Origin of the sequence: Shigella sonnei (assembly GCF_002950395.1) — a bacterium.
In the GTDB taxonomy this organism is placed as follows: Bacteria; Pseudomonadota; Gammaproteobacteria; order Enterobacterales; family Enterobacteriaceae; genus ECMA0423.
Genome location: NZ_CP026802.1, coordinates 3,339,967 through 3,363,128 on the forward strand (window position 1 = coordinate 3,339,967; position 23,162 = coordinate 3,363,128).

Sequence of the window (23,162 nt, forward strand, 5' to 3'; positions counted from 1 at the left end):
TCTCTCTTGTAAAGTCAATTCATTGGCTGTTCTTCGACTTAACCTCAATCTGCGTGTTGCATAATATCTGCAGTAATCTTCATAGCGACTGCATTAATATTATCCTCAGTTTGTGACATGCCAGTATGAGAGGTACAATCTTCTTCAAAGAATTTCTGTAGTGTTACCAGGGTATCACTATCAATGGGGATATTTTCCTCCCCACGGAGTATGGAAATGCCCATTCCCTGGACGCTAGCCTCATCAAAATTAACCCGATAGAGACGGGTATTAAACATACAGGCTTTTGTTAAAATAGAACAGTTGAAATGGCAGTTGCTTAAATTGGCATTATTAAAATTAACATTAGCCATATTAGAGTCGGTACATATAACCATTTCGAGGAATGTATTTGTTAGCCACGTACAAAAGAGTTTGCTATCAATTAAGTTTATATTCTGGAGGATTGCTTTGTTCAGATTGACGCGAGACAGATCAGCATGTTCAAAGTTAATTAAATCGAGTTTAGAGAAACTAAGGTCGGCTTTAAATAAATTAACATATGGCGCTATTACTTTATAAAGATTTGCCTCAGCCATGTACGCCATATAAAAATTTGAATAGTCAAGAAAGGTATTTTTAATATTGGCTCTATTCATTGCTGCATTGTAGAATTGAACATGCATAACGGAGCATGCATTTAGAGTTCCGTCGGCCATTTTTATCTGAGCGAAATTTGAGTCATCGAGAATACAATTATCAAAAAGTATTTTTCCATTATGGCGTAATAAAAATTCGTTTTATACATATTACAGTCCTGGAAAATAGCGTTTTGTAGTCTGCAACCTGCAAAATTCGAATTGGATAAATCTTCATCTTTAATCACGATACCTTTCAGGCTAAGGTGTGAAAAATCGTAACCACCATTTACTGTCTGTGGAATTTCGATAGTATTATTATGGACGGCGACATTATTTATAAAATATACCACCTTAATGGATACTTCCTTTTCTTTACTAAGGTAAACTCTTCTCGTAATTCTATCGTCACATTTATTATTTGCATATAAAGCTATATCTATAAAATGTTTATGTATTTTCCTGTCCGTTTCCTTCGTGATTTTTCCTGATGGTAAACTATCATAAATTCTTTTCATTTTCTGAATCAAACCTATCACTTTTTCATGATCATCCATCTTGAAAAGAGAGAGGGCTTTATTGTCAATTAACGTGTTTTTATGATGTTTGCTGTAATTATATGATTTTGTTTTCTTTGTATGTGATGAACTTGTGAAAGAGTGGTTATCGTTAATCTGGCAAAGAGAGAAAAACATATTATTTAAACCATTATAGCGCATAAAATATCCTTATAATTAACAAGAAAGAAAAGGCATATTCTCTGCATTATCGGTAATGACTCCAACTTATTGATAGTGTTTTATGTTCAGATAATGCCCGATGACTTTGTCATGCAGCTCCACCGATTTTGAGAACGACAGCGACTTCCGTCCCAGCCGTGCCAGGTGCTGCCTCAGATTCAGGTTATGCCGCTCAATTCGCTGCGTATATCGCTTGCTGATTACGTGCAGCTTTCCCTTCAGGCGGGATTCATACAGCGGCCAGCCATCCGTCATCCATATCACCACGTCAAAGGGTGACAGCAGGCTCATAAGACGCCCCAGCGTCGCCATAGTGCGTTCACCGAATACGTGCGCAACAACCGTCTTCCGGAGACTGTCATACGCGTAAAACAGCCAGCGCTGGCGCGATTTAGCCCCGACATAGCCCCACTGTTCGTCCATTTCCGCGCAGACGATGACGTCACTGCCCGGCTGTATGCGCGAGGTTACCGACTGCGGCCTGAGTTTTTTAAGTGACGTAAAATCGTGTTGAGGCCAACGCCCATAATGCGTGCAGTTGCCCGGCATCCAACGCCATTCATGGCCATATCAATGATTTTCTGGTGCGTACCGGGTTGAGAAGCGGTGTAAGTGAACTGCAGTTGCCATGTTTTACGGCAGTGAGAGCAGAGATAGCGCTGATGTCCGGCAGTGCTTTTGCCGTTACGCACCACCCCGTCAGTAGCTGAACAGGAGGGACAGCTGATAGAAACAGAAGCCACTGGAGCACCTCAAAAACACCATCATACACTAAATCAGTAAGTTGGCAGCATCACCGGGGTTAGCAGCGCTTTAATGCGGGGTAATTTCTTTTCCATAAATCGCTTTACCTCAAGTTAACTTGAGGAATTATACTCCCCAACAGATGAATTAACGAACTGAACACTGAAAAGAGGCAGATTTATGTCCCATCAGAAAATTATTCAGGATCTTATCGCATGGATTGACGAGCATATTGACCAGCCGCTTAACATTGATGTAGTCGCAAAAAAATCAGGCTATTCAAAGTGGTACTTGCAACGAATGTTCCGCACGGTGACGCATCAGACGCTTGGCGATTACATTCGCCAACGTCGCCTGTTACTGGCCGCCGTTGAGTTGCGCACCACCGAGCGTCCGATTTTTGATATCGCAATGGACCTGGGTTATGTCTCGCAGCAGACCTTCTCCCGCGTTTTCCGTCGGCAGTTTGATCGCACTCCCAGCGATTATCGCCACCGCCTGTAGTTTTATTGCCCGCGCGTTAACTCCCGCGCGGGTAATTGCTCCATCCATTGCATAAACACCTGCGGCGGCATCGCCTTCGCAAAAAACCATCCCTGGCAATAGCGCACGCCGCGTTTGCGCAGCCAGTTAACCTGCTCCTCAGTTTCGACGCCTTCAGCGATCGTTTTTAACCCCAGGCTGTGCGCCAGCTCGATGATGTGTTCCGCAATCAAATGACTGGTTTTGTGGGTGGTCAGCGTTTCAACAAACGATTTATCGATTTTCAAAATATCGACATTCAATGATTTAAGGTTATGCAAGTTAGAGTAGCCAATACCAAAATCATCAATTGCCACTTCGTAACCAGCCTGGCGGAAAGCCAGAATAATCGGCGTCATTTTTTCGACATCAAGAAATGCATGCTCAGTCACTTCAAATTTAATTTGCTGCGGACGCACCGCGTATTGCTCTGTTTTCTGATTGATTCGCGCTATCAACCGTGACGTATGAAAATCGGAGGCCGACAGGTTAATAGAAACATAGCGATCGGCATGTGTTGCCAAGTACGCGCCCAGATCGCGGAAGACATTATCAATAACATAATCAGTTATCTGTTCTATCATCCCCTCCTTTTCTGCCAGCGGAATAAACTCTGCCGGATTCATTATTTGCCCCTGCTCACCAAGCCAACGTAACAACGCTTCAGCGCCGATACATTTTTCTGTTTTGATATCGATTATTGGCTGGTAATAAAGACAAAGTTGATGTTTTTCGAGGGCGCGTTGCAATTTACGTTTGGGAGATAAATAGTTTTGTCGAATACGTAGCCAGAGTAATAGCAGAACAAGACTCCCCAAAATACCGGCGGGCAACGCAAAAATAAGATGATTATAAAAATGGGTTATAAGACGTTGATATGAAGTCGCAACAATGGCTGCAATTGGGCGTTTTGTCGAATAAACTGTCGCATATAAATAGCCATTTCTTTGTACGGTTAAATCCTTCAAATGAATCAGCGGAGAAAACGTTGCTGCCGAGGCCTCTTTGCTTAACGAGAAAAAGGTTTTCGTCACCGTATCATACACACCCCATTGCAATGTCGGGTCATCAGACATCACTTCACTCCAGAAGAGAGGGTTGATAACCGCCACATAATTTCCCCGCTGCATATAGGTCATTTTATAGCCAGAGAAAAAAGGCGTATCGCGGTAATAATAGATAGAAACGTTAGGTTCACGCTTATAATCGGCCGGTGCAATCGTATAGCCGTTTACAGGCGCTATCAGCGATGAGCATAAAAAATGGTTATCACGGGCATAGATCAATTCATTAATATAAAGATAGCCACGAATAATATTCAACATTCGCTTTTGATGGGCTGGAGTGCAAACTTGCCCCTGATAGCGTTCAGCTGCATCGCTCACTAAATCTGCCTGGCGAATGACCAGCTCGGATTTATCCAGTGCCAGTTGAGCAAAGGTTCGGAGCTGATTATTCACTTCTGATTTTGCCCAAAGGAAGGCAATCCATAGCGAAAGAATGATGGGAAAGAGAACTAAAAAGATAATGCCCGGCAACGCCAGTAATTGGTGTCGTGCACGATGACTCATTGCTATCAATTTCCTGCCTGTTTATACCCGGCCATTGCAAGGTGAAAACCCTGGGTACCGACGTCTTTAGATAAATCTTACGGTATAAATAGCACTTTTGCCTGATTTGAAATTGATACCTTTCTAATCGTCACCTGGATGAAAATAATTCATTGATATTCAAAATTAATTTCCTACAGGAATGCAGAGGCGGCGGGAAGATATGCCCTTAATGCCACTGAAAAACCACATAATCTGTACAGCAATAAAAGTCACGGCCTAATATGGCTAACAAACAATCAATTGTGATATAGCTCACAAAATTAATGAAACAAACAGAGTGTTTCATTTTTGTGTTCTGCAAGCCCCGCGATAGCCAGAGTGTACCACGCCTCCCGTGAACAACGCCGCGCTGTCCAGGGCATCGGCTCTTTTCAGAGGAATTGTTTGATGGCTACCCTCACCACTGGCGTGGTTCTTCTTCGCTGGCAGCTTCTTAGTGCCGTAATGATGTTTCTGGCCAGCACATCAACATCCGTTTTCGTCGGTCTGATTATGTCGGGCTTGCGGTGATCAGCAGCGGTCTGGGCGTTGTTTCCGCCTGTTGGTTCGCAATGGGGTTGCTTGGCATCACAATGGCGGACATCACCGCTATCTGGCACAACATCGAGTCGGTGATGATAGAAGAGATGAATCAGACACCGCCACAATGGCCAATGATTTTGACCTGATACGTAGAAGCCTCCATAACGGAGGCTTCTTTTTTATGGCTGGCAGATGCTTTAATCATCCACCTTAAAACAATATAACCTATTGTTTTAATGACAAATCAGAACGGAATGTCATCATCAAAGTCCATCGGCGGCTCGTTAGACGGCGCTGCCGGAGCGGACTGCTGCGGGCGAGACTGCGCGCCGCCGCTGAACTGATTGCCACCCTGCGGCTGCTGAGGCTGACCCCAACCGCCCTGCGGCTGACCACCACCGATATTACCACCTGCCGGAGCGCCACCACCCTGACGACCACCCAGCATCTGCATGGTGCCGCCAACGTTCACCACGACTTCTGTGGTGTAGCGATCCTGACCGGATTGATCGGTCCATTTACGGGTACGCAGCTGACCTTCGATATAAACCTGAGAACCTTTACGCAGATATTCGCTGGCCACTTCTGCCAGTTTGCCGAACAGCACAACGCGGTGCCATTCAGTCTGTTCTTTCATCTCGCCGGTCGCTTTATCACGCCAGGATTCGGAAGTAGCCAGCGTAATGTTGGCAACTGCGCCACCATTTGGCATGTAGCGTACTTCCGGGTCCTGACCCAGATTACCAACGAGAATAACCTTGTTTACGCCTCTGCTGGCCATGTTCGTGTCTCCTGAAAAAAATCGTTCTGAATAAGTGTAAACGCGCGATTGTACCATTACCAATAGCGCTTTTACTATGTTGTGACCTCGGTTCCGGGAAACAAACCTGGCCAGACATTGTTACACAACACTCCGGATAATGCATTCCAATACTGTATATTCATTCAGGTCAATTTGTGTCATAATTAACCGTTTGTGATCGCCGGTAGCACCATGCCACCGGGCAAAAAAGCGTTTAATCCGGGAAAGGTGAATGGATAAGATCGAAGTTCGGGGCGCCCGCACCCATAATCTCAAAAACATCAACCTCGTTATCCCCCGCGACAAGCTCATTGTCGTGACCGGGCTTTCGGGTTCTGGCAAATCCTCGCTCGCTTTCGACACCTTATATGCCGAAGGGCAGCGCCGTTACGTTGAATCCCTTTCCGCCTACGCGCGGCAGTTTCTGTCACTGATGGAAAAGCCGGACGTCGATCATATTGAGGGGCTTTCTCCTGCCATCTCAATTGAGCAGAAATCGACGTCTCATAACCCGCGTTCTACGGTGGGGACAATCACCGAAATCCACGACTATTTGCGTTTGTTGTTCGCCCGCGTCGGCGAACCGCGCTGTCCGGACCACGACGTCCCGCTGGCGGCGCAAACCGTCAGCCAGATGGTGGATAACGTGCTGTCGCAGCCGGAAGGCAAGCGTCTGATGCTGCTCGCGCCAATCATTAAAGAGCGCAAAGGCGAACACACCAAAACGCTGGAGAACCTGGCAAGCCAGGGTTACATCCGTGCTCGTATTGATGGCGAAGTCTGCGATCTTTCCGATCCGCCGAAACTGGAACTGCAAAAGAAACACACTATTGAAGTGGTGGTTGATCGCTTCAAGGTGCGTGACGATCTTACCCAACGTCTTGCGGAGTCGTTTGAAACCGCGCTGGAGCTTTCCGGTGGTACAGCGGTAGTGGCGGATATGGACGACCCGAAAGCGGAAGAGCTGCTGTTCTCCGCCAACTTCGCCTGCCCAATTTGCGGCTACAGTATGCGTGAACTGGAGCCGCGACTGTTTTCGTTTAACAACCCGGCAGGTGCCTGCCCGACCTGTGACGGCCTTGGCGTACAGCAATATTTCGATCCTGACCGCGTGATCCAAAATCCCGAGCTGTCACTGGCTGGCGGTGCGATCCGTGGCTGGGATCGCCGCAACTTCTATTATTTCCAGATGCTGAAATCGCTGGCAGATCACTATAAGTTCGACGTCGAAGCGCCGTGGGGCAGCCTGAGCGCGAACGTGCATAAAGTGGTGTTGTACGGTTCTGGCAAAGAAAACATTGAATTCAAATACATGAACGATCGTGGCGATACCTCCATTCGTCGTCATCCGTTCGAAGGCGTGCTGCACAATATGGAGCGCCGTTATAAAGAGACGGAATCCAGTGCGGTACGTGAAGAATTAGCCAAGTTTATCAGCAATCGCCCATGCGCCAGCTGCGAAGGAACGCGTCTGCGTCGGGAAGCGCGCCACGTGTATGTCGAGAATACGCCGCTGCCTGCTATCTCCGACATGAGCATCGGTCATGCGATGGAATTCTTCAACAATCTCAAACTCGCAGGTCAGCGGGCGAAGATTGCAGAAAAAATCCTTAAAGAGATCGGCGATCGTCTGAAATTCCTCGTTAACGTCGGCCTGAATTACCTGACACTTTCCCGCTCGGCAGAAACACTTTCCGGCGGTGAAGCCCAGCGTATCCGTCTGGCGAGCCAGATTGGTGCGGGCCTGGTTGGCGTTATGTATGTACTGGACGAGCCGTCTATCGGCCTGCACCAGCGCGATAACGAGCGCCTGTTGGGTACGCTTATCCATCTGCGCGATCTCGGTAATACCGTGATTGTGGTGGAGCATGACGAAGACGCAATTCGCGCCGCTGACCATGTGATCGATATCGGTCCTGGTGCGGGTGTTCACGGCGGTGAAGTGGTCGCAGAAGGTCCGCTGGAAGCGATTATGGCGGTGCCTGAATCGTTGACCGGGCAGTACATGAGCGGTAAACGCAAGATTGAAGTGCCGAAGAAACGCGTTCCGGCGAATCCAGAAAAAGTGCTGAAGCTGACAGGTGCACGCGGCAACAACCTGAAGGACGTGACGCTCACGCTGCCAGTCGGTCTGTTTACCTGCATCACAGGGGTTTCAGGTTCCGGTAAATCGACGCTGATTAACGACACACTGTTCCCGATTGCCCAACGCCAGTTGAATGGTGCGACCATCGCCGAACCGGCACCGTATCGCGATATTCAGGGGCTGGAGCATTTCGATAAAGTGATCGATATCGACCAAAGCCCAATTGGTCGTACTCCACGTTCTAACCCGGCGACCTATACCGGCGTGTTTACACCTGTGCGCGAACTGTTTGCGGGCGTACCGGAATCCCGTGCGCGTGGTTATACGCCAGGACGTTTCAGCTTTAACGTCCGTGGCGGGCGCTGCGAAGCCTGTCAGGGCGACGGTGTGATCAAAGTGGAGATGCACTTCCTGCCGGATATCTACGTGCCGTGCGATCAGTGCAAAGGTAAACGCTATAACCGTGAAACGCTGGAAATTAAGTACAAAGGCAAAACCATCCACGAAGTGCTGGATATGACCATCGAAGAGGCGCGTGAGTTCTTTGATGCGGTGCCAGCTCTGGCGCGTAAGCTGCAAACGTTGATGGACGTTGGTCTGACGTACATTCGCCTGGGGCAGTCCGCAACCACACTTTCTGGTGGTGAAGCCCAGCGCGTGAAGCTGGCGCGTGAGCTGTCAAAACGCGGCACCGGGCAGACGCTGTATATTCTCGACGAGCCGACCACCGGTCTGCACTTCGCCGATATTCAGCAACTCCTCGACGTGCTGCATAAACTGCGCGATCAGGGCAATACCATTGTGGTGATTGAGCACAATCTCGACGTGATCAAAACCGCTGACTGGATTGTCGACCTGGGACCAGAAGGCGGCAGTGGCGGCGGCGAAATCCTCGTCTCCGGTACGCCAGAAACCGTCGCGGAGTGCGAAGCTTCGCATACGGCACGCTTCCTCAAGCCGATGCTGTAATCGTTAAGGCCGCTTTCTGAGCGGCCTTTTCCTTTCAGAGTTGTACCAGCAATTTACGCTTTTCTTCCGGTAGTAAATTCACTGCCTGCTGATAAGACGCATCCACCAGATAATAGATTTGCGAATCCGGCAGCGAACCGTCGAGATACACGGTGCTCCAGTGCGCTTTATTCAGATGGCGGCTAGGACGCACATCGCTGTGCTGCTGACGTAGCAGCTCCGCCAGCTCCGGGCTGGTTTTCAGCGAAACAGCTGGGCGATTTTCTACTTCTTTCACCATCGCAAACAGTACATCTTCCACTTTGATCTGCGTCGCTTTCCAGTCGTTATGCACGCTCTGTTCTGCGCCTGGTTTTGCCATGCAATATTGTAGCAACTCCGAAATGGTCATTTTTTACTCCCCTTGTAGTGTCGCGATGATGCGACGCGATCCGCCGTGGATGCGATGTTCCCCCAGCCAGATGCCTTGCCAGGTGCCGGTCTGAATACGCCCTTTATGTAACGGCAATACAAGCGATGTTCCCAGCATTGAGGATTTGATATGAGAAGGCATATCGTCTGCTCCCTCATAGTCATGCTCATAATTTCCGTTGTCGGGAACGGTGCGGAGGAAAAAACGCTCCATGTCGTGGCGTACGGTGGGATCGCAGTTCTCATTAAGTGTCAGAGAGGCGGAGGTATGTTGCAGCAACAGATGCAGTAAGCCGATGTTAACGCGCGGCATATCAGCCAGCTGATTCAGAATTTCATCCGTTACCAGATGAAACCCACGAGATTTGGCGCTAAGCGTGAGCGTCTTTTGATACCACATGTGCTGCTCCTTGATAAAACTCTCTTAATCAGTTTGCAGCAAGACAGCGAAAGGATAAAGGTGTGATTAAAAAAACAGCATTCGGGAGAGCATCACGCTCTCCCGCTCTGTCAGTATTCTGAATTGACGATCACCTCTTCACCAAACGCACCCGCTTGTGGCAAGGGTTTGTAGGTAGAGTTGGAGGCGCGCAGAATGCGGATACCACGAGCGCCGACATCGCGTGCGGCGGTAATATCGTTATCGGAATCGCCATAAAAAATTCGGATATTTTTATCCTGCAGCCATTGCGATTTTGTATTTTGCCCTGGTTTATCGCCCGCAAAGATTACCGGATTCATGTTGGTGGCAGGAATATGAAAATTATCCGCCAGCGTTTTTGAAACCGTTTCTGTTTTCGTCGGGCTACGACCAGTCACAAAGAAGATCGCGTCACCGCGGCGTACATGCATATCAATCAGCTGGCGAGCGACCTCTTTTGGAATGCTGAATTCATCCCAGCCATTATTCATTTTTTCCCAGAACACAGGATTTTTCAGATAATCTTCGCTTTCTGGCGAGAAGGTTTTTTTTGCCGCGCCAGAACCCCGGACTGGAAAAAAGTACCGTGTCATCGATATCAAACCCCACCGCCATTGGCGGACGCCCTGCGAGGCTATTTTCAATTTGTGCGACCGAAACCCAATGAATTGGTGCCTGTTCAGCAAGCCTGGCAACGTTAGTCCCAGGGTTAAGCGGTGAAGGAGATGAGGCCAGGGCAACAGCGGAACTGTTTAGAGCGAACAATAAGCAAACGGCACTGATTGCCTGTGTGATCTTGCGCATATTTTTCCCTAAATAGTCAGTATGTTGAAACTTTTTATTGTGAGATTTGTTGCAAAAACCATCTGACCATAACGCCAGCTGCCGGGGAAAGGAAGGATTATCTGCGGTTTTTGTGATGAAAAGCAGGATGATTATATTTAACCCAGTAAATACGTTCCTGTCTTTTTTTGTATAAAAAATGTTTATTACTCGATGTAAGGATACATTAATTTTACGTTTATTATGATGAATCCTCTGCAAATGAGCGAAATTTGAAAGAACATTTATCTGCTGTACGATTTAATGAACTTAATGATACAGCATTACAAAAACAATCGAAGTTTATAAAGATGATTCCTGATTGACCAGAACCCTATCCTACAATGGTGACTAATTTTATTACTCCCGATGGAGATGATGATATGAATATATCATATGTGAATAGCAACAAAACGACATCTTTACCTGTTGAGCTAGATGCACTAAATAATAAAGACATCTCTTATGCCAAAGATTTTTCTTATGCCAAAGATTTTTCTTATGCTAAAGATTTCTTTTTATACATAGAAACACAGTTAAAAATTGCAAAAGATTTTTGTAGACCTGGAGAAGAAGTATCAAGTTCTATTGCAAGTAAAGTTTTTCACGCATTTATCGATTTAGTTAACAAAATCAGGGGTAAGAAAGACTTTATGTATATTTGCACGCTTTGCTGTTTTGCCGAGGAGGTTAAAGGTGATTATTCTCATTACAGGACCTTTTTATTTGATATTGGTAATCAATATAAGGTTAAACTTACACAAAGCGGAAAAAAAGAGTTCTCTTTAACATTAGAATTTAACGATACTATAATTGAATCTCAGAAAGTCACAGGCAATAAGGCAAAGTATATTCTTGAGGATATAGAAATATTCTATCGTAACAAACCCGATACTTATTATTAAATTTAATAATGGTTAGATGTGCAGAAATTATTACTCCACACGAAAAAATAGGGAAAGGAATTCCAGATAATTGGGATAAACTTAACAATAAAAGAACTGACAACGTTTTATTATCTCTCACGTAGAACAACGGCATCAAAAAAATCATCTACAAAGAAATAGTGAAAGCGACGACAGTTTAATTTCACTGCAGGCTGGGTAACTCCAGCCTGCTTTCCTGCATTACATCACCGCAGCAAACGCCTTTGCCACACGTTGTACATTTGCCGTATTTAACCCGGCGACACACATGCGACCGCTGGCGATGAGATAGACACCAAATTCTTCACGTAGTCGGTCAACCTGAGCGGCACTTAAACCGGTATAACTGAACATGCCGCGCTGATTAAGCAGATAATCGAAATTGCGTTCTGGCATCTCTGTGCTTAATACCTTCACCAATTCCTGACGCATTGCCAGAATGCGAGTACGCATCTCTTCTACTTCCGCCAGCCAGCTGGCTTTCAATGCCTCGTCATTCAGCACTGCAGCCACCACCTGCGCACCAAAATTCGGCGGGCTGGAGTAGTTGCGGCGAACTGTTGCTTTCAATTGCCCCAGTACGCGGCCAGCGGCTTCGGCATCTTCACACAGAACAGAAAGTCCGCCGACGCGCTCGCCGTAAAGGGAGAAAATTTTCGAGAACGAATTGCTCACCAGAGCGGGTAATCCAGCGCTGGCAATGGCGCGAATAGCGTAGGCATCCTCTTCCATACCGGCACTAAATCCTTGATAGGCAATATCGAGGAATGGGATAAGCTCGCGGGCTTTGAGAATTTCAATCACCGCATCCCACTGATCATTAGTGAGATCGGCACCCGTTGGGTTGTGGCAACATGGATGCAGCAACACAATACTGCGGGCAGGTAATGTTTTCAGCGTCGCCAACAGGTCATTAAAGCGCACGCTGTTAGTCGCTTCGTCATACCAGGGGTAAGTACTCACTTCGAATCCAGCCCCGGCGAATATTGCTACGTGGTTTTCCCAGGTAGGATCGCTGACCCAGACGCCTGATTCCGGGAAGTAGCGTTTCAGGAAATCCGCGCCCACTTTCAATGCCCCTGAGCCGCCAAGGGTTTGAATGGTTGCTACGCGCTGTTGTTGCAGTACCGGATGGTCCGCACCAAACAGCAGCGGCGCAATGGCATGGCGATAGCTGTTAAGCCCTTCCATCGGTAAATAAAGCGAAGCGCCATGGGGCTGCGCATTCAGGCGCGCTTCCGCCTCCGCCACGGCTTTCAGTTGTGGAATAATTCCGTCTTCGTTGTAGTACAGACCGATACTTAAATTCACTTTGTCGCTGCGAGGGTCTTCTTTAAAACGCTCCATAAGCGTAAGAATCGGGTCGCCAGCGTAGGCGTCAACTTTTTGAAACACGCGATGGTTCTCCAGGTTTACGGGCAGGTGGTTAAAACACAATAAACCGGAAGAAGGCGAAGATCGAGTGGATGTTCAGGAGCGAACGGCAATTAGCAACAGAGTGAGACTCATGACAAACGAACATCCGCCAGAGGCACGACCTTTATAAGAGCATGAAAGAACATCAACTTATTGAATTTTTAGGATTTTATTGGCCGGATAAGGCATTCACGCCGCATCCGGCACAGACAATCAAATATTACAGAACGATTAATCCACGTATTTCATCGCGACCCTTGAAGTCAGGCGCGTAATAAGTTCGTAAGCGCTCACTTTTGTCATTTCAGCGATACGTTCTACGGGCAAACCTTCGCCCCATAAAATGACCGGATCCCCGGCTTTGTCCTGCGCCTGTGGACCTAAGTCTACGCAGATCATATCCATCGCCACGCGTCCGACAATCGGTACTTCGCGACCGTTCACCAGCACTGGCGTACCGGATGGAGCGGCGCGCGGATAACCATCGCCATAGCCCATCGCGACTACGCCAAGACGGGTATCACGTTCGCTTACCCAGGTTCCACCATAACCAACAGGCTCTCCGGCTTTATGCTCACGCACGGCAATCAGGCTGGAGGTTAGTGACATCACTGGCTGACAGCCAAAATCGGCACCGATGGAGCGATCTTCCAGCGGCGAGACGCCATAAAGAATGATGCCCGGGCGCACCCAGTCAAAATGCGATTGTGGCCACAGCAGAATGCCACCCGACGCGGCAATGGAACGTTGACCAGGTTTGCCTTCGCAAAAGGTATTAAAGATAGCGAGTTGTTTCTCGGTTGCGCCACATTTTGGTTCATCCGCGCGCGCAAAATGGCTGACGATATTCACCGGCTGACGAACGTTTTTGCACTGTGTCAGGCGATGATAAAACGCCTCAGCCTGTTCCGGCCTTACGCCCAGACGGTGCATACCGGTATCGAGTTTCATCCAGACGGTAACCGGCTCGTCCAGGCTAGCCTCTTCCAGCGCAGCCAGCTGTTCTTCGTTATGCACGGCGGTATGAAAATGTTGCGCAGAAATCGTCGGCAGATCTCTGGCATCAAAAAAGCCTTCGAGTAACAGTACAGGTTTGGTGATTCCCCCCGCACGCAGTCGCAGAGCTTCTTCGAGACGGGCTACGCCAAAGGCGTCAGCATCGGGGAGCGTTCGCGCGGTCTCAAGAAGACCGTGACCATAAGCGTTCGCTTTCACCACCGCAACCATTTTACTGGCAGGGGCCAGTTCACGAAGACGTTGCAGGTTGTGTCGCAGAGCGCGGCGGTTAATCACAACAGTTGCCGCTTGCATTTGTGTTCCTTGATAAGTGTTTGCTTTAATTACCTAATTCATAAAATAATTATTATTCGTCGTCGTACTGCGGCCCCGCATAGTTGTCGAAGCGCGACCATTGACCGTTAAAGGTCAGGCGTACCGTCCCGATTGGGCCGTTACGTTGTTTACCGATAATAATTTCCGCGATGCCTTTTAAATCACTGTTTTCGTGATACACCTCATCACGATAGATAAACATAATCAAGTCCGCATCCTGCTCGATAGAGCCAGATTCACGCAGGTCGGAGTTGACCGGGCGTTTGTCGGCACGTTGTTCCAGAGAACGGTTCAACTGGGACAGCGCCACCACCGGCACGTTCAGTTCTTTCGCCAGTGCTTTCAGCGAGCGAGAGATTTCTGCAATTTCCAGCGTACGGTTATCGGAAAGCGCCGGTACGCGCATCAGTTGCAGGTAGTCGATCATGATAAGCCCGATGCCGCCGTGTTCACGGGCAATACGGCGTGCGCGGGAACGCACTTCCGTTGGCGTCAGGCCGGAGGAGTCATCGATATAGATATTGCGTTTTTCGAGCAAAATACCCATGGTGCCGGAAATGCGCGCCCAGTCTTCATCATCGAGCTGCCCGGTACGGATTTTAGTCTGGTCAACGCGCGACAGCGACGCCAGAGAACGCATCATAATCTGTTCTGAAGGCATCTCCAGCGAGAAGATAAGTACTGGTTTATCCTGCAACATCGCCGCGTTTTCGACGAGGTTCATCGCAAATGTTGTTTTACCCATCGACGGACGCGCGGCGACGATGATCAAATCCGACGGCTGCAAGCCAGCGGTTTTTTTGTTGAGATCGTCATAACCGGTGTTTACTCCGGTAACGCCATCGTGTGGCTGCTGAAACAACTGCTCAATACGCGCCACGGTTGCGTCGAGCACATCGGCGATGTTCTTCGGCCCTTCGTCTTTGTTTGCACGACTTTCGGCAATTTTAAAGACGCGGGATTCAGCAAGGTCCAGCAGATCTTCGCTGGTACGCCCCTGCGGATCAAAACCGGCTTCAGCAATCTCATTCGCAACCGAGATCATCTCACGGACAACGGCACGTTCACGCACGATGTCAGCATAAGCACTGATGTTCGCCGCACTTGGCGTATTTTTTGACAGCTCTGCCAGATAAGCAAAACCACCGACGCTATCGAGTTGCCCCTGGCGTTCCAGCGATTCCGCAAGGGTAATCAGATCGATAGGACTACCGCTTTCCTGCAAACGCGCCATTTCAGTAAAGATATGGCGGTGTGGGCGGGTGTAAAAATCGTCTGCCACCACACGCTCGGCTACATCGTCCCAGCGTTCGTTATCCAGCATTAAACCGCCCAACACCGACTGCTCCGCTTCGATCGAGTGCGGAGGCACTTTCAGCCCGGCAACTTGTGGATCGCGTTCGCGGGGTTCAGCCTGCTGTTTGTTGAAGGGTTTATTTCCTGCCATAGTGAATGGAGTTACCGAGATAAAGAATGGGTCGAAACTTTACCATATGAAGCAGACCCTGACGATACGTTCTGGAGGACACATGGCAACACGAATTGAATTTCACAAGCACGGTGGCCCGGAAGTACTTCAAGCCGTAGAGTTCACTCCTGCCGATCCGGCAGAGAATGAAATCCAGGTCGAAAATAAAGCCATCGGCATCAATTTTATCGACACGTATATCCGCAGCGGCCTTTACCCGCCGCCATCACTACCCAGCGGATTAGGTACCGAAGCGGCAGGCATCGTGAGTAAAGTCGGCAGTGGTGTAAAGCATATTAAGGCAGGCGATCGTGTAGTCTATGCGCAGTCGGCGTTAGGCGCTTACAGCTCTGTGCATAACATTAATGCGGATAAAGCGGCGATTCTGCCTGCGGCAATTTCTTTTGAGCAAGCTGCGGCATCCTTCCTGAAAGGCTTAACGGTTTATTATCTGCTGCGCAAAACCTATGAAATTAAACCCGATGAACAGTTCCTGTTCCACGCAGCGGCTGGCGGCGTTGGCTTAATTGCCTGCCAGTGGGCAAAAGCCCTGGGCGCGAAACTTATCGGCACCGTAGGAACCGCGCAAAAAGCGCAGAGCGCGCTAAAAGCGGGCGCGTGGCAGGTTATTAACTATCGTGAAGAGGATCTGGTCGAGCGGTTAAAAGAGATCACCGGCGGTAAGAAAGTGCGCGTGGTGTACGATTCCGTGGGCAGAGACACCTGGGAACGGTCGCTGGATTGCCTGCAACGCCGCGGCTTAATGGTCAGTTTTGGCAACTCATCAGGTGCGGTTACCGGTGTGAACTTAGGCATTCTCAATCAAAAAGGCTCGTTGTATGTGACACGCCCTTCCCTGCAAGGCTATATCACCACGCGGGAGGAATTAACCGAGGCCAGTAATGAACTGTTCTCTTTGATTGCCAGCGGTGTGATTAAGGTCGATGTCGCCGAGCAGCAGAAATATCCGCTGAAGGATGCGCAGCGTGCGCATGAGATTCTGGAAAGCCGGGCGACGCAAGGTTCCAGCCTGTTGATTCCATAAAAGAAATAGGGCTTCCACCTGGGAAGCCCTTTCTTTTTATAGTTCGGCTGTATGTAGGGTACAGCACGATGAATCTGTTAGAGGCGCAATAGTGACAGATTTGATTATCAATTCCTATTTTGTTCTAAGGATAAAACCTTAGGTTGTGATCATCCGCACAATCCCTTAGTAACGCCAGCGGTCATAACGCTGATATTTCGGCACTTTTGGTGCTTTAATCGCCTTAATAACCCACACCACCGCAATCGCCAGTAGTAACCACGGCAGCAACTTAATCATCAATGCCAGCATACCGCCGAGGAACATAATGGCCGTCGCCACAACCAGCGCGGCGATAATGCCCAGCAACGAAACGCCGGTGACCATCAGCATGACAAAAAAGCCAATCACAAAAAGTAGTTCCAGCATGATGCTCTCCCAAATATGAAATCTCTTGCTGGCATTACAAGAATCATGCCAAAAATAATCTATTGATTTAACAGCAAAACGCCCCGCGACGGTGCGCAGGGCGTGGTGAATTTGACTACTTTTTGGTGAAAAGTTAACGCTTATCCGCCACCAGTTTGAGCGCGTGTTCCAGCACATTAATGTCTGCACCCGCTTTATGGGCATTTTCACTTAAATAACGCCGCCACTGCCGCGCGCCAGGAATACCCTGGAACAAGCCCAACATATGCCGGGTAATATGGCCGAGATACGTCCCCTGGCTGAGTTCACGCTCAATGTACGGATACATGGCGCGCACTACCGCCACCGGATCGGCATCGGTATCCGAGGAACCAAAGATCTCCCGGTCTACCGCCGCCAGAATACCCGGATTCTGATACGCCTCGCGCCCGACCATCACGCCATCCATATGTTGCAGGTGTGCTTTGGCCTCTTCCAGCGACTTGATACCACCGTTAATCGACATTGTCAGATGCGGAAAGTCACGCTTCAGTTGATACACACGCGGATAATCGAGCGGCGGGATTTCACGGTTTTCTTTCGGGCTTAACCCCGAAAGCCAGGCTTTACGTGCGTGGATGATAAACATCTCACACTCGCCTTTGCCGGAAACGGTGTTGATGAAATCGCAGAGAAATTCATAGCTGTCCTGGTCATCGATGCCAATACGCGTTTTCACCGTCACTGGAATCGACACCACATCGCGCATCGCTTTCACGCAGTCGGCAACCAGCTGCGCATTACCCATCAGACACGCACCAAACATGCCGTTCTGCACCCGGTCAGACGGGCAGCCGACATTCAGGTTGATCTCATCATATCCACGCGCTTCTGCCAGCTTCGCACACTGTGCCAGCGCCGCCGGATCGCTACCGCCGAGTTGCAACGCTACCGGATGTTCTTCTTCACTGTACGCCAGGTAATCACCTTTACCGTGAATAATCGCCCCTGTGGTCACCATTTCGGTATACAGCAACGTATTGCGGGAAAGCAGACGCAAGAAATAGCGGCAATGTCTGTCCGTCCAGTCGAGCATTGGTGCAACGCTAAACCGACCACTCCAGTGAACGTCAGTTTTTTCAGGCATTGCGCTGGTTTGGTTGATTTTTTGCATTTCAGAATTACCGTGCATTTTCAAATGTAGAGATTATTTTATCGATATATCATGGGGTTATGTTATTCAGCATCACTATTCAGGAGGCTCAATAGCGGGGTACTATACCATAACAACAGGAAGCGCCTGTCTCATTGCAAAAGAAAATTGAGATCCTCTCAAGGCATGAAGCTCTCACGAAGTGATGGAAATAATCTTATTAGCCGTTAACTTTGTTAAGGCCAATGATAAACAATCCAGGTTCGACGATAAATAAAAAATCACACATTAAACTCTGGTGATATATCTCCCTGCTAATAGCATTGATAGAGAAAAAAGAACCCAATAAATATTGGGTCCTTTTATATAATGCCTTCCATACTATCGAAGAACTTCACATATTATTTCTCCGATTTAACCCCGAACAAATCATAAATTAATTTAGAAGTGTCTGTAAGTATTTTAATCTCTTCCTTTGAGGTTGGGTCAAACGACTTCGCGAAGCTAATTAATTGTGGTGCAGCATCTCGCATTTTGCTTAAAATATCAGGATCGAGCGTTCCTTCATTCACCAGATGTGACATCTTATCCAGATAGCCATCAAAATTCATTTCTCCCCCATCAGCCAGACGCTTCATCTCTCCCAGGTACTTCTTCATATCACGTTGAGATAATTTTTCAAACTGAGCTTTCAGGTAGCTCTCATTATTTTCATTAATATACACTGTTTCTGATAAATCTGCGTAGGCACTAGAATATGAAAGTGAAATTAACAGCGAAGCAAATAATTTTAAGCTGTTGTCATCATGTTCCTGGCAGGCATTAACAAACGTTAAAAAACCAGAACCTATTGCTTGAAAATGTATATTCGCTAAAGGTTCATTATCCTTAGATTCCTCATAAAATAGCTGAACCGTGGAGGGAAGGCCATTCTTAGTTTCTACATCAAAAGTACATTGTTCAATGGGAGTCGCATCTTTATTATCCCCAGGATTACATATACTATTAATCGCGAAATGAAAAATAGCCCGGTCAACAACTGATGCAATAAAGTCACGATCGTTTAAATCCTCATCAGTGCAATCGTCAATATACTTATTGACCCACATTTTGAGATCATTTATTTGCTCAATTAAAAACACATTTTTTTACGTGCATGCCATAAATTATGCGTGATTCGTTGAATAAACAAATCTATTTTTGCAATAATTATATCCCGATGACGCAGCGCTGCATAATCAATAGATTTACCATATATATTATTTAATTTACCTTTGATTGAACCTCTATTATCTAATTTATCTTTGATTGCATCTTCATTATCGAATTGATTTGAATTGAGTGTTTTATTAAAGTATCCAGTTGCACCGGGTATTATCTTCAACATGATTCATCTACCTTTTTTGTCGTACCGTGTCCTCCTTATAATTCTTTTGCCATCTGGTCACTATCAAAAATCGCTCATAATTTCTGAACTACAGGTATGCGTTTAAACCCAGTTAAATAAATAGCGAGTTAACTTGAAGCAATTTATTTAAAAATGAATTATTAATTATTATCGTGTTGATAATGGTACGACAAGGCAACATAACACCTTACCTACAAAACAGAAAATCAACATTACGGCAACAATAAGGGTTCTCGGTGTTTTTCCTGGAACATGGTAAAGTAAGGACATTCTTAACCCCCACTTTGAGGTGCCCGATGGAAAAGACCACAACGCAGGAGTTATTAGCGCAGGCTGAAAAAATCTGCGCGCAGCGTAATGTGCGCCTGACCCCACAGCGCCTGGAAGTGTTGCGCCTGATGAGTCTGCAGGATGGCGCTATCAGCGCTTATGATCTGCTTGATTTACTGCGCGAAGCTGAACCGCAAGCCAAGCCGCCAACGGTTTATCGCGCGCTGGATTTTCTGCTTGAGCAAGGTTTTGTGCATAAGGTGGAATCCACCAACAGTTATGTGCTCTGTCATCTGTTCGACCAGCCCACGCATACGTCAGCCATGTTTATATGCGATCGCTGCGGCGCGGTGAAAGAAGAGTGTGCAGAAGGCGTGGAAGACATTATGCATACGCTGGCGGCAAAAATGGGGTTTGCCCTGCGGCATAATGTGATTGAAGCACATGGGCTCTGTGCGGCATGCGTGGAAGTGGAAGCGTGTCGTCATCCTGAACAGTGCCAGCATGATCACTCTGTGCAGGTGAAAAAGAAACCGCGTTAAGAGGGCGTACATCCTTGTACACGTCGGGCAGGAGGGATTAATTACCAGCGATATTCATTGCGGGTTTCCCAATCCACGACCTCTTTTTCTGCCTGATCTTTCTGATAACCATAACGTTCCTGGATTTTACCGACCAGTTGATCACGTTTACCTTCAATGATCGTCATATCATCATCGGTCAGTTTGCCCCATTGCTCTTTCACTTTACCTTTAAACTGTTTCCAGTTACCGCCGGCTTCATCTTTATTCATAATCAAGACCTCATCGTTAGGTTGTGAATGAGAGTACGTTCACTTTTCTTCTGAACGTGAGATTAAGTGTAGTCAGCAATTTGGCTTAGGATAATTTATTCAGAATTTTTAACCGTCACGTTGCGGCAAACCAGGTACCGTTACGCCAGTGACGCCGCCAGATAGCCGCCAGAGAAAGCCCGCGCAACGCCAGAAAGACGGTTAATGCCAGCCACAAACCATGATTACCCAGCCACGGCAGCGTAAGGAGCGTCAGCGCAAAACCTGCGGCGGCCACCGCCATACTGTTACGCATTTCGGCGGCACGCGTTGCGCCTATAAACATGCCGTCCAGCAGATAACACCAGACGCCAACCAACGGCAAAATCACCTGCCAGATAAGATAGCGGTCAGCCAGCTGCTGAATCTGGGTTAACGACGTCAGCAACGCAATGATGTGTTCCCCTGCCAGCAAATAAACCACCGAAAATAGTAACGCTACGATCCCCGACTGGCGGCACGCTGCCCGCCAGACATCCAGCAACTGGCTACCGTCGCGCGCACCGTATGCCTGACCGGAATGTGCTTCAACCGCGTAGGCAAAACCATCCAGCGCATAGGCGGTAAAGGTGAGTAGCGTCATCAGAACCGCGTTTACAGCGATAATGTCACTCCCCAGTCGCGCGCCAAGTACGGTGATCGCGCCGAAACAGAGTTGCAACAACAGCGAACGCAGCATGATATCGCGGTTAAGCGCCAGCAAGCGACGGAAGTTTCCTCGCCAGGCAGTTTTCGACATTTCGCCGGAAATTCCGCGTAGTTTGAGGATTTTACGCACCATTAGCAGACCAATCAGCAATGTTGCATATTCCGCAATAACCGTCGCCAGAGCCGCGCCCTGCACGTTCATATGCAGCCCCATCACTAGCCAGACATCCAGCACAATGTTGAGGATATTGCCGACCACTAACAAAATTACTGGCGCACGGGCATATTGCACGCCGAGTAACCAACCGAGTAATACCAGATTCGCCAGCGACGCCGGTGCGCTTAACCAGCGGATTTCAAGAAAGCGCCGCGCCTGTTCCAGGACTGCTTCACTACCGCCAACAATATGCAGAGCCAGATCGATAATCGGTGTACGCAGCAGCGCAATTAACGCCCCAGCCCCCAACGCCAACAGCAACGGTTGCACCAGCGCACGGGCTAATGCCTGAGGATTTTTGGCACCATAAGCCTGCGCAGTCAGCCCGGTGGTGCTCATGCGTAAAAACAGCAACAGCATAAAGAGAAAGCTGGTCGCCGTTGCACCAACCGCCACGCCGCCCAAATAAACCGGGCTATCAAGATGACCAATTACCGCCGTATCGACCAGTCCCAGCAACGGAACGGTGATATTGGAGAAAATCATGGGTAAGGCGAGATGCCAGAGTGCTTTATCAGATGAAGTGAGGAATGCCATGCAGACAAGCCTGATGAAGAGAGATGAAAAACAAACCGCGACGCCTGGCGGCATCGCGGTCTCAGAGATATGTTACAGCCAGTCGCCGTTGCGAATAACCCCAACCGCCAGCCCTTCAATGGTGAAGCTCTGCTGACGAAGGTCAACGACAATTGGTTTAAACTCGCTATTTTCTGGCAACAGTTCGACTTTATTACCCTGTTTTTTCAGGCGCTTAACGGTAACTTCGTCATCAATACGTGCGACAACGACCTGACCGTTACGTACATCCTGAGTTTTATGCACTGCCAGCAAGTCACCATCCATAATGCCGATATCTTTCATCGACATCCCGCTGACGCGCAGCAGGAAATCAGCATTCGGCTTGAACAAGGAAGGATCGACCTGATAATGACCTTCAATATGCTGCTGCGCCAGAAGCGGTTCACCGGCAGCCACACGACCTACCAGCGGCAACCCTTCTTCCTCTTCCTGCAACAGACGAATCCCGCGTGATGCGCCGGAAACAATTTCAATAACGCCTTTGCGTGCCAGCGCCTTCAGATGTTCTTCAGCCGCGTTTGGGGAACGGAACCCCAAACGCTGCGCGATTTCCGCACGCGTCGGCGGCATACCTGTCTGGCTGATGTGATCACGGATGAGATCAAACACCTCTTGTTGCCTGGCCGTTAACGCTTTCATTCCGCCCCCTGGGTGTATATACAGTTATGCTGTGAGTATATACAGCAAAAGGCGATTTTGGAACCATAAACTGCACAATAAACCAGAGATTTATCGAAATCTGGAAGGGTTATCCAAAATGCGACCATAACAGGATGCACCAGGTTATCACGGCGACGATAATCGCAATCAGCACCGCGGCGGATCCCATATCTTTAGCGCGTCCGGAAAGCTCATGGTATTCAGAGCCAATTCGGTCAACCACTGCTTCGATGGCGCTATTGAGAATTTCCACAATCATCACCAGCATCACGGAGCTGATAAGCAGCACGCGGGTAATTGCGTCCACATCCAGCCAGCAGGCGATGACCACCGCCAACAATACCGCTACGCCTTCCTGACGGAATGCCGCTTCGTTGATCCATGCAGCGCGTAAACCTTTCCAGGAATAGCCAGCAGCTTTGATAATTCGGGTGAATCCAGTGGTATTATTGGCCATTGAAAGAACCTTTTTACATTATGAGCGTCAATATCAGTGTACCGTTAAATCCGATGATTCGGGTTTGCGTAACGCCGCGCGAAACATGAGCGGAT

18 protein-coding genes and 5 pseudogenes are annotated in these 23,162 nt (G+C 48.3%); 6 read left to right on the forward strand and 17 right to left on the reverse strand.

All coding sequences use genetic code 11. The features are described from left to right. Positions 1–44: 44 nt before the first annotated feature. Both C1P89_RS17320 and C1P89_RS17325 read right to left on the reverse strand, forming a co-directional pair. Positions 45–1,336, reverse strand: a pseudogene (locus tag C1P89_RS17320) (pentapeptide repeat-containing protein). A gap of 66 nt (positions 1,337–1,402) precedes the next feature. Then, a protein-coding gene (locus C1P89_RS17325) for an IS1-like element IS1A family transposase (RefSeq protein ID WP_094096600.1) occupies positions 1,403–2,100 on the reverse strand; the annotation gives its coding sequence in 2 pieces (ribosomal slippage) (positions 1,403–1,851 and positions 1,851–2,100; 699 coding nt in all). 181 nt (positions 2,101–2,281) lie between these two features. Between C1P89_RS17325 and soxS the strand changes: the two genes are divergently transcribed. Further along, on the forward strand, positions 2,282–2,605 hold the full coding sequence (gene soxS, locus C1P89_RS17330) for a superoxide response transcriptional regulator SoxS (protein WP_000019358.1): 324 nt from the start codon (positions 2,282–2,284) through the stop codon (positions 2,603–2,605). Positions 2,606–2,607: 2 nt separating this feature from the next. Here the strand turns inward: soxS and pdeC are convergent, their stop codons facing one another. Further along, positions 2,608–4,194, reverse strand: a complete 1,587-nt coding sequence (gene pdeC / locus C1P89_RS17335; RefSeq protein ID WP_000019531.1) for a c-di-GMP phosphodiesterase PdeC — start codon at positions 4,192–4,194, stop codon at positions 2,608–2,610. A gap of 429 nt (positions 4,195–4,623) precedes the next feature. Here pdeC and C1P89_RS17340 point away from each other — a divergent pair. Further along, positions 4,624–4,904, forward strand: a pseudogene (locus tag C1P89_RS17340) (YjcB family protein). Between the two features lie 98 nt (positions 4,905–5,002). On the opposite strand, the gene ssb1 reads toward C1P89_RS17340, so the two are convergent. Beyond that, on the reverse strand, positions 5,003–5,539 hold the full coding sequence (gene ssb1 / locus C1P89_RS17345; protein WP_000168305.1) for a single-stranded DNA-binding protein SSB1: 537 nt from the start codon (positions 5,537–5,539) through the stop codon (positions 5,003–5,005). Between the two features lie 253 nt (positions 5,540–5,792). Here ssb1 and uvrA point away from each other — a divergent pair, with 253 nt between their 5' ends. Then, entirely contained in the window at positions 5,793–8,615 is a 2,823-nt protein-coding gene (gene uvrA, locus C1P89_RS17350; RefSeq protein WP_000357740.1) for an excinuclease ABC subunit UvrA, read from the forward strand. Between the two features lie 34 nt (positions 8,616–8,649). Here uvrA and C1P89_RS17355 read toward each other — a convergent pair whose 3' ends face one another. The 3 genes and pseudogenes from C1P89_RS17355 to aphA form a co-directional block, all read right to left on the reverse strand. Continuing rightward, entirely contained in the window at positions 8,650–9,006 is a 357-nt protein-coding gene (locus C1P89_RS17355; RefSeq protein ID WP_000155657.1) for an MmcQ/YjbR family DNA-binding protein, read from the reverse strand. A gap of 3 nt (positions 9,007–9,009) precedes the next feature. Continuing rightward, the gene (locus C1P89_RS17360) at positions 9,010–9,426 is read right to left on the reverse strand and encodes a secondary thiamine-phosphate synthase enzyme YjbQ (RefSeq protein ID WP_000270372.1); all 417 of its coding nucleotides are present in this window, start codon (positions 9,424–9,426) and stop codon (positions 9,010–9,012) included. A gap of 110 nt (positions 9,427–9,536) precedes the next feature. Continuing rightward, a pseudogene (gene aphA, locus C1P89_RS17365) lies at positions 9,537–10,251 on the reverse strand (acid phosphatase AphA). A 401-nt stretch (positions 10,252–10,652) separates the two neighbouring features. Between aphA and C1P89_RS17370 the strand changes: the two are divergent. Then, positions 10,653–10,893, forward strand: a pseudogene (locus C1P89_RS17370) (hypothetical protein). A gap of 503 nt (positions 10,894–11,396) precedes the next feature. Here C1P89_RS17370 and tyrB read toward each other — a convergent pair. The 3 genes from tyrB to dnaB all read right to left on the reverse strand — a co-directional run bounded on the left by tyrB (position 11,397) and on the right by dnaB (position 15,390). Next, positions 11,397–12,590 carry an aromatic amino acid transaminase gene (gene tyrB, locus C1P89_RS17375; RefSeq protein ID WP_000486974.1) on the reverse strand — a complete coding sequence of 398 codons (1,194 nt, stop codon included), beginning with the start codon at positions 12,588–12,590 and terminating at the stop codon, positions 11,397–11,399. 252 nt (positions 12,591–12,842) lie between these two features. Next, complete coding sequence (gene alr / locus C1P89_RS17380) at positions 12,843–13,922, reverse strand: alanine racemase (RefSeq protein ID WP_001147324.1); 1,080 nt, start codon at positions 13,920–13,922, stop codon at positions 12,843–12,845. Between the two features lie 52 nt (positions 13,923–13,974). Further along, a complete protein-coding gene (gene dnaB / locus C1P89_RS17385; RefSeq protein WP_000918363.1) occupies positions 13,975–15,390 on the reverse strand; it encodes a replicative DNA helicase in 1,416 nt (471 codons plus the stop codon). Between the two features lie 82 nt (positions 15,391–15,472). Between dnaB and C1P89_RS17390 the strand changes: the two genes are divergently transcribed. Beyond that, positions 15,473–16,456 carry a quinone oxidoreductase gene (locus tag C1P89_RS17390; RefSeq protein ID WP_000235516.1) on the forward strand — a complete coding sequence of 328 codons (984 nt, stop codon included), beginning with the start codon at positions 15,473–15,475 and terminating at the stop codon, positions 16,454–16,456. A gap of 165 nt (positions 16,457–16,621) precedes the next feature. On the opposite strand, the gene pspG is transcribed toward C1P89_RS17390, so the two are convergent. From pspG to C1P89_RS17405, 3 genes and pseudogenes are all read right to left on the reverse strand, one after another. After that, a complete protein-coding gene (pspG, locus tag C1P89_RS17395) occupies positions 16,622–16,864 on the reverse strand; it encodes an envelope stress response protein PspG (RefSeq protein ID WP_000891404.1) in 243 nt (80 codons plus the stop codon). Between the two features lie 133 nt (positions 16,865–16,997). After that, entirely contained in the window at positions 16,998–18,035 is a 1,038-nt protein-coding gene (gene dusA, locus C1P89_RS17400) for a tRNA dihydrouridine(20/20a) synthase DusA (protein ID WP_001298868.1), read from the reverse strand. Positions 18,036–18,397: 362 nt separating this feature from the next. Next, positions 18,398–19,383 (reverse strand): annotated as a pseudogene (locus tag C1P89_RS17405) (DUF2713 domain-containing protein). A 317-nt stretch (positions 19,384–19,700) separates the two neighbouring features. Between C1P89_RS17405 and zur the strand changes: the two are divergent. Next, positions 19,701–20,216: a zinc uptake transcriptional repressor Zur gene (gene zur / locus C1P89_RS17415; RefSeq protein ID WP_001295691.1), complete on the forward strand. Its 516-nt coding sequence runs from the start codon at positions 19,701–19,703 to the stop codon at positions 20,214–20,216. Between the two features lie 41 nt (positions 20,217–20,257). Here zur and C1P89_RS17420 read toward each other — a convergent pair whose 3' ends face one another. The 4 genes from C1P89_RS17420 to dgkA all read right to left on the reverse strand — a co-directional run bounded on the left by C1P89_RS17420 (position 20,258) and on the right by dgkA (position 23,067). Beyond that, on the reverse strand, positions 20,258–20,467 hold the full coding sequence (locus tag C1P89_RS17420; protein ID WP_001030593.1) for a CsbD family protein: 210 nt from the start codon (positions 20,465–20,467) through the stop codon (positions 20,258–20,260). A 115-nt stretch (positions 20,468–20,582) separates the two neighbouring features. Continuing rightward, positions 20,583–21,908: an MATE family efflux transporter DinF gene (gene dinF, locus C1P89_RS17425; RefSeq protein WP_005144191.1), complete on the reverse strand. Its 1,326-nt coding sequence runs from the start codon at positions 21,906–21,908 to the stop codon at positions 20,583–20,585. A 72-nt stretch (positions 21,909–21,980) separates the two neighbouring features. Then, positions 21,981–22,589, reverse strand: coding sequence for a transcriptional repressor LexA (gene lexA, locus C1P89_RS17430; protein WP_000646078.1), 609 nt, complete (start codon positions 22,587–22,589; stop codon positions 21,981–21,983). A gap of 109 nt (positions 22,590–22,698) precedes the next feature. Next, a complete protein-coding gene (dgkA, locus tag C1P89_RS17435) occupies positions 22,699–23,067 on the reverse strand; it encodes a diacylglycerol kinase (protein ID WP_000002907.1) in 369 nt (122 codons plus the stop codon). Positions 23,068–23,162 lie beyond the last annotated feature (95 nt).

What these genes read in the sequence shown, in the direction of transcription:
- zur (WP_001295691.1), top strand. Translation starts at nt 19,701, where the DNA reads ATGGAAAAGACCACAACGCAGGAGTTATTAGCGCAGGCTGAAAAAATC.
- pdeC (WP_000019531.1), bottom strand. Translation starts at nt 4,194, where the DNA reads ATGAGTCATCGTGCACGACACCAATTACTGGCGTTGCCGGGCATTATC.
- alr (WP_001147324.1), bottom strand. Translation starts at nt 13,922, where the DNA reads ATGCAAGCGGCAACTGTTGTGATTAACCGCCGCGCTCTGCGACACAAC.
- uvrA (WP_000357740.1), top strand. Translation starts at nt 5,793, where the DNA reads ATGGATAAGATCGAAGTTCGGGGCGCCCGCACCCATAATCTCAAAAAC.
- ssb1 (WP_000168305.1), bottom strand. Translation starts at nt 5,539, where the DNA reads ATGGCCAGCAGAGGCGTAAACAAGGTTATTCTCGTTGGTAATCTGGGT.
- dnaB (WP_000918363.1), bottom strand. Translation starts at nt 15,390, where the DNA reads ATGGCAGGAAATAAACCCTTCAACAAACAGCAGGCTGAACCCCGCGAA.
- soxS (WP_000019358.1), top strand. Translation starts at nt 2,282, where the DNA reads ATGTCCCATCAGAAAATTATTCAGGATCTTATCGCATGGATTGACGAG.
- lexA (WP_000646078.1), bottom strand. Translation starts at nt 22,589, where the DNA reads ATGAAAGCGTTAACGGCCAGGCAACAAGAGGTGTTTGATCTCATCCGT.
- pspG (WP_000891404.1), bottom strand. Translation starts at nt 16,864, where the DNA reads ATGCTGGAACTACTTTTTGTGATTGGCTTTTTTGTCATGCTGATGGTC.
- C1P89_RS17355 (WP_000155657.1), bottom strand. Translation starts at nt 9,006, where the DNA reads ATGACCATTTCGGAGTTGCTACAATATTGCATGGCAAAACCAGGCGCA.
- C1P89_RS17390 (WP_000235516.1), top strand. Translation starts at nt 15,473, where the DNA reads ATGGCAACACGAATTGAATTTCACAAGCACGGTGGCCCGGAAGTACTT.
- C1P89_RS17360 (WP_000270372.1), bottom strand. Translation starts at nt 9,426, where the DNA reads ATGTGGTATCAAAAGACGCTCACGCTTAGCGCCAAATCTCGTGGGTTT.
- dinF (WP_005144191.1), bottom strand. Translation starts at nt 21,908, where the DNA reads ATGGCATTCCTCACTTCATCTGATAAAGCACTCTGGCATCTCGCCTTA.
- dgkA (WP_000002907.1), bottom strand. Translation starts at nt 23,067, where the DNA reads ATGGCCAATAATACCACTGGATTCACCCGAATTATCAAAGCTGCTGGC.
- C1P89_RS17420 (WP_001030593.1), bottom strand. Translation starts at nt 20,467, where the DNA reads ATGAATAAAGATGAAGCCGGCGGTAACTGGAAACAGTTTAAAGGTAAA.
- dusA (WP_001298868.1), bottom strand. Translation starts at nt 18,035, where the DNA reads ATGCACGGTAATTCTGAAATGCAAAAAATCAACCAAACCAGCGCAATG.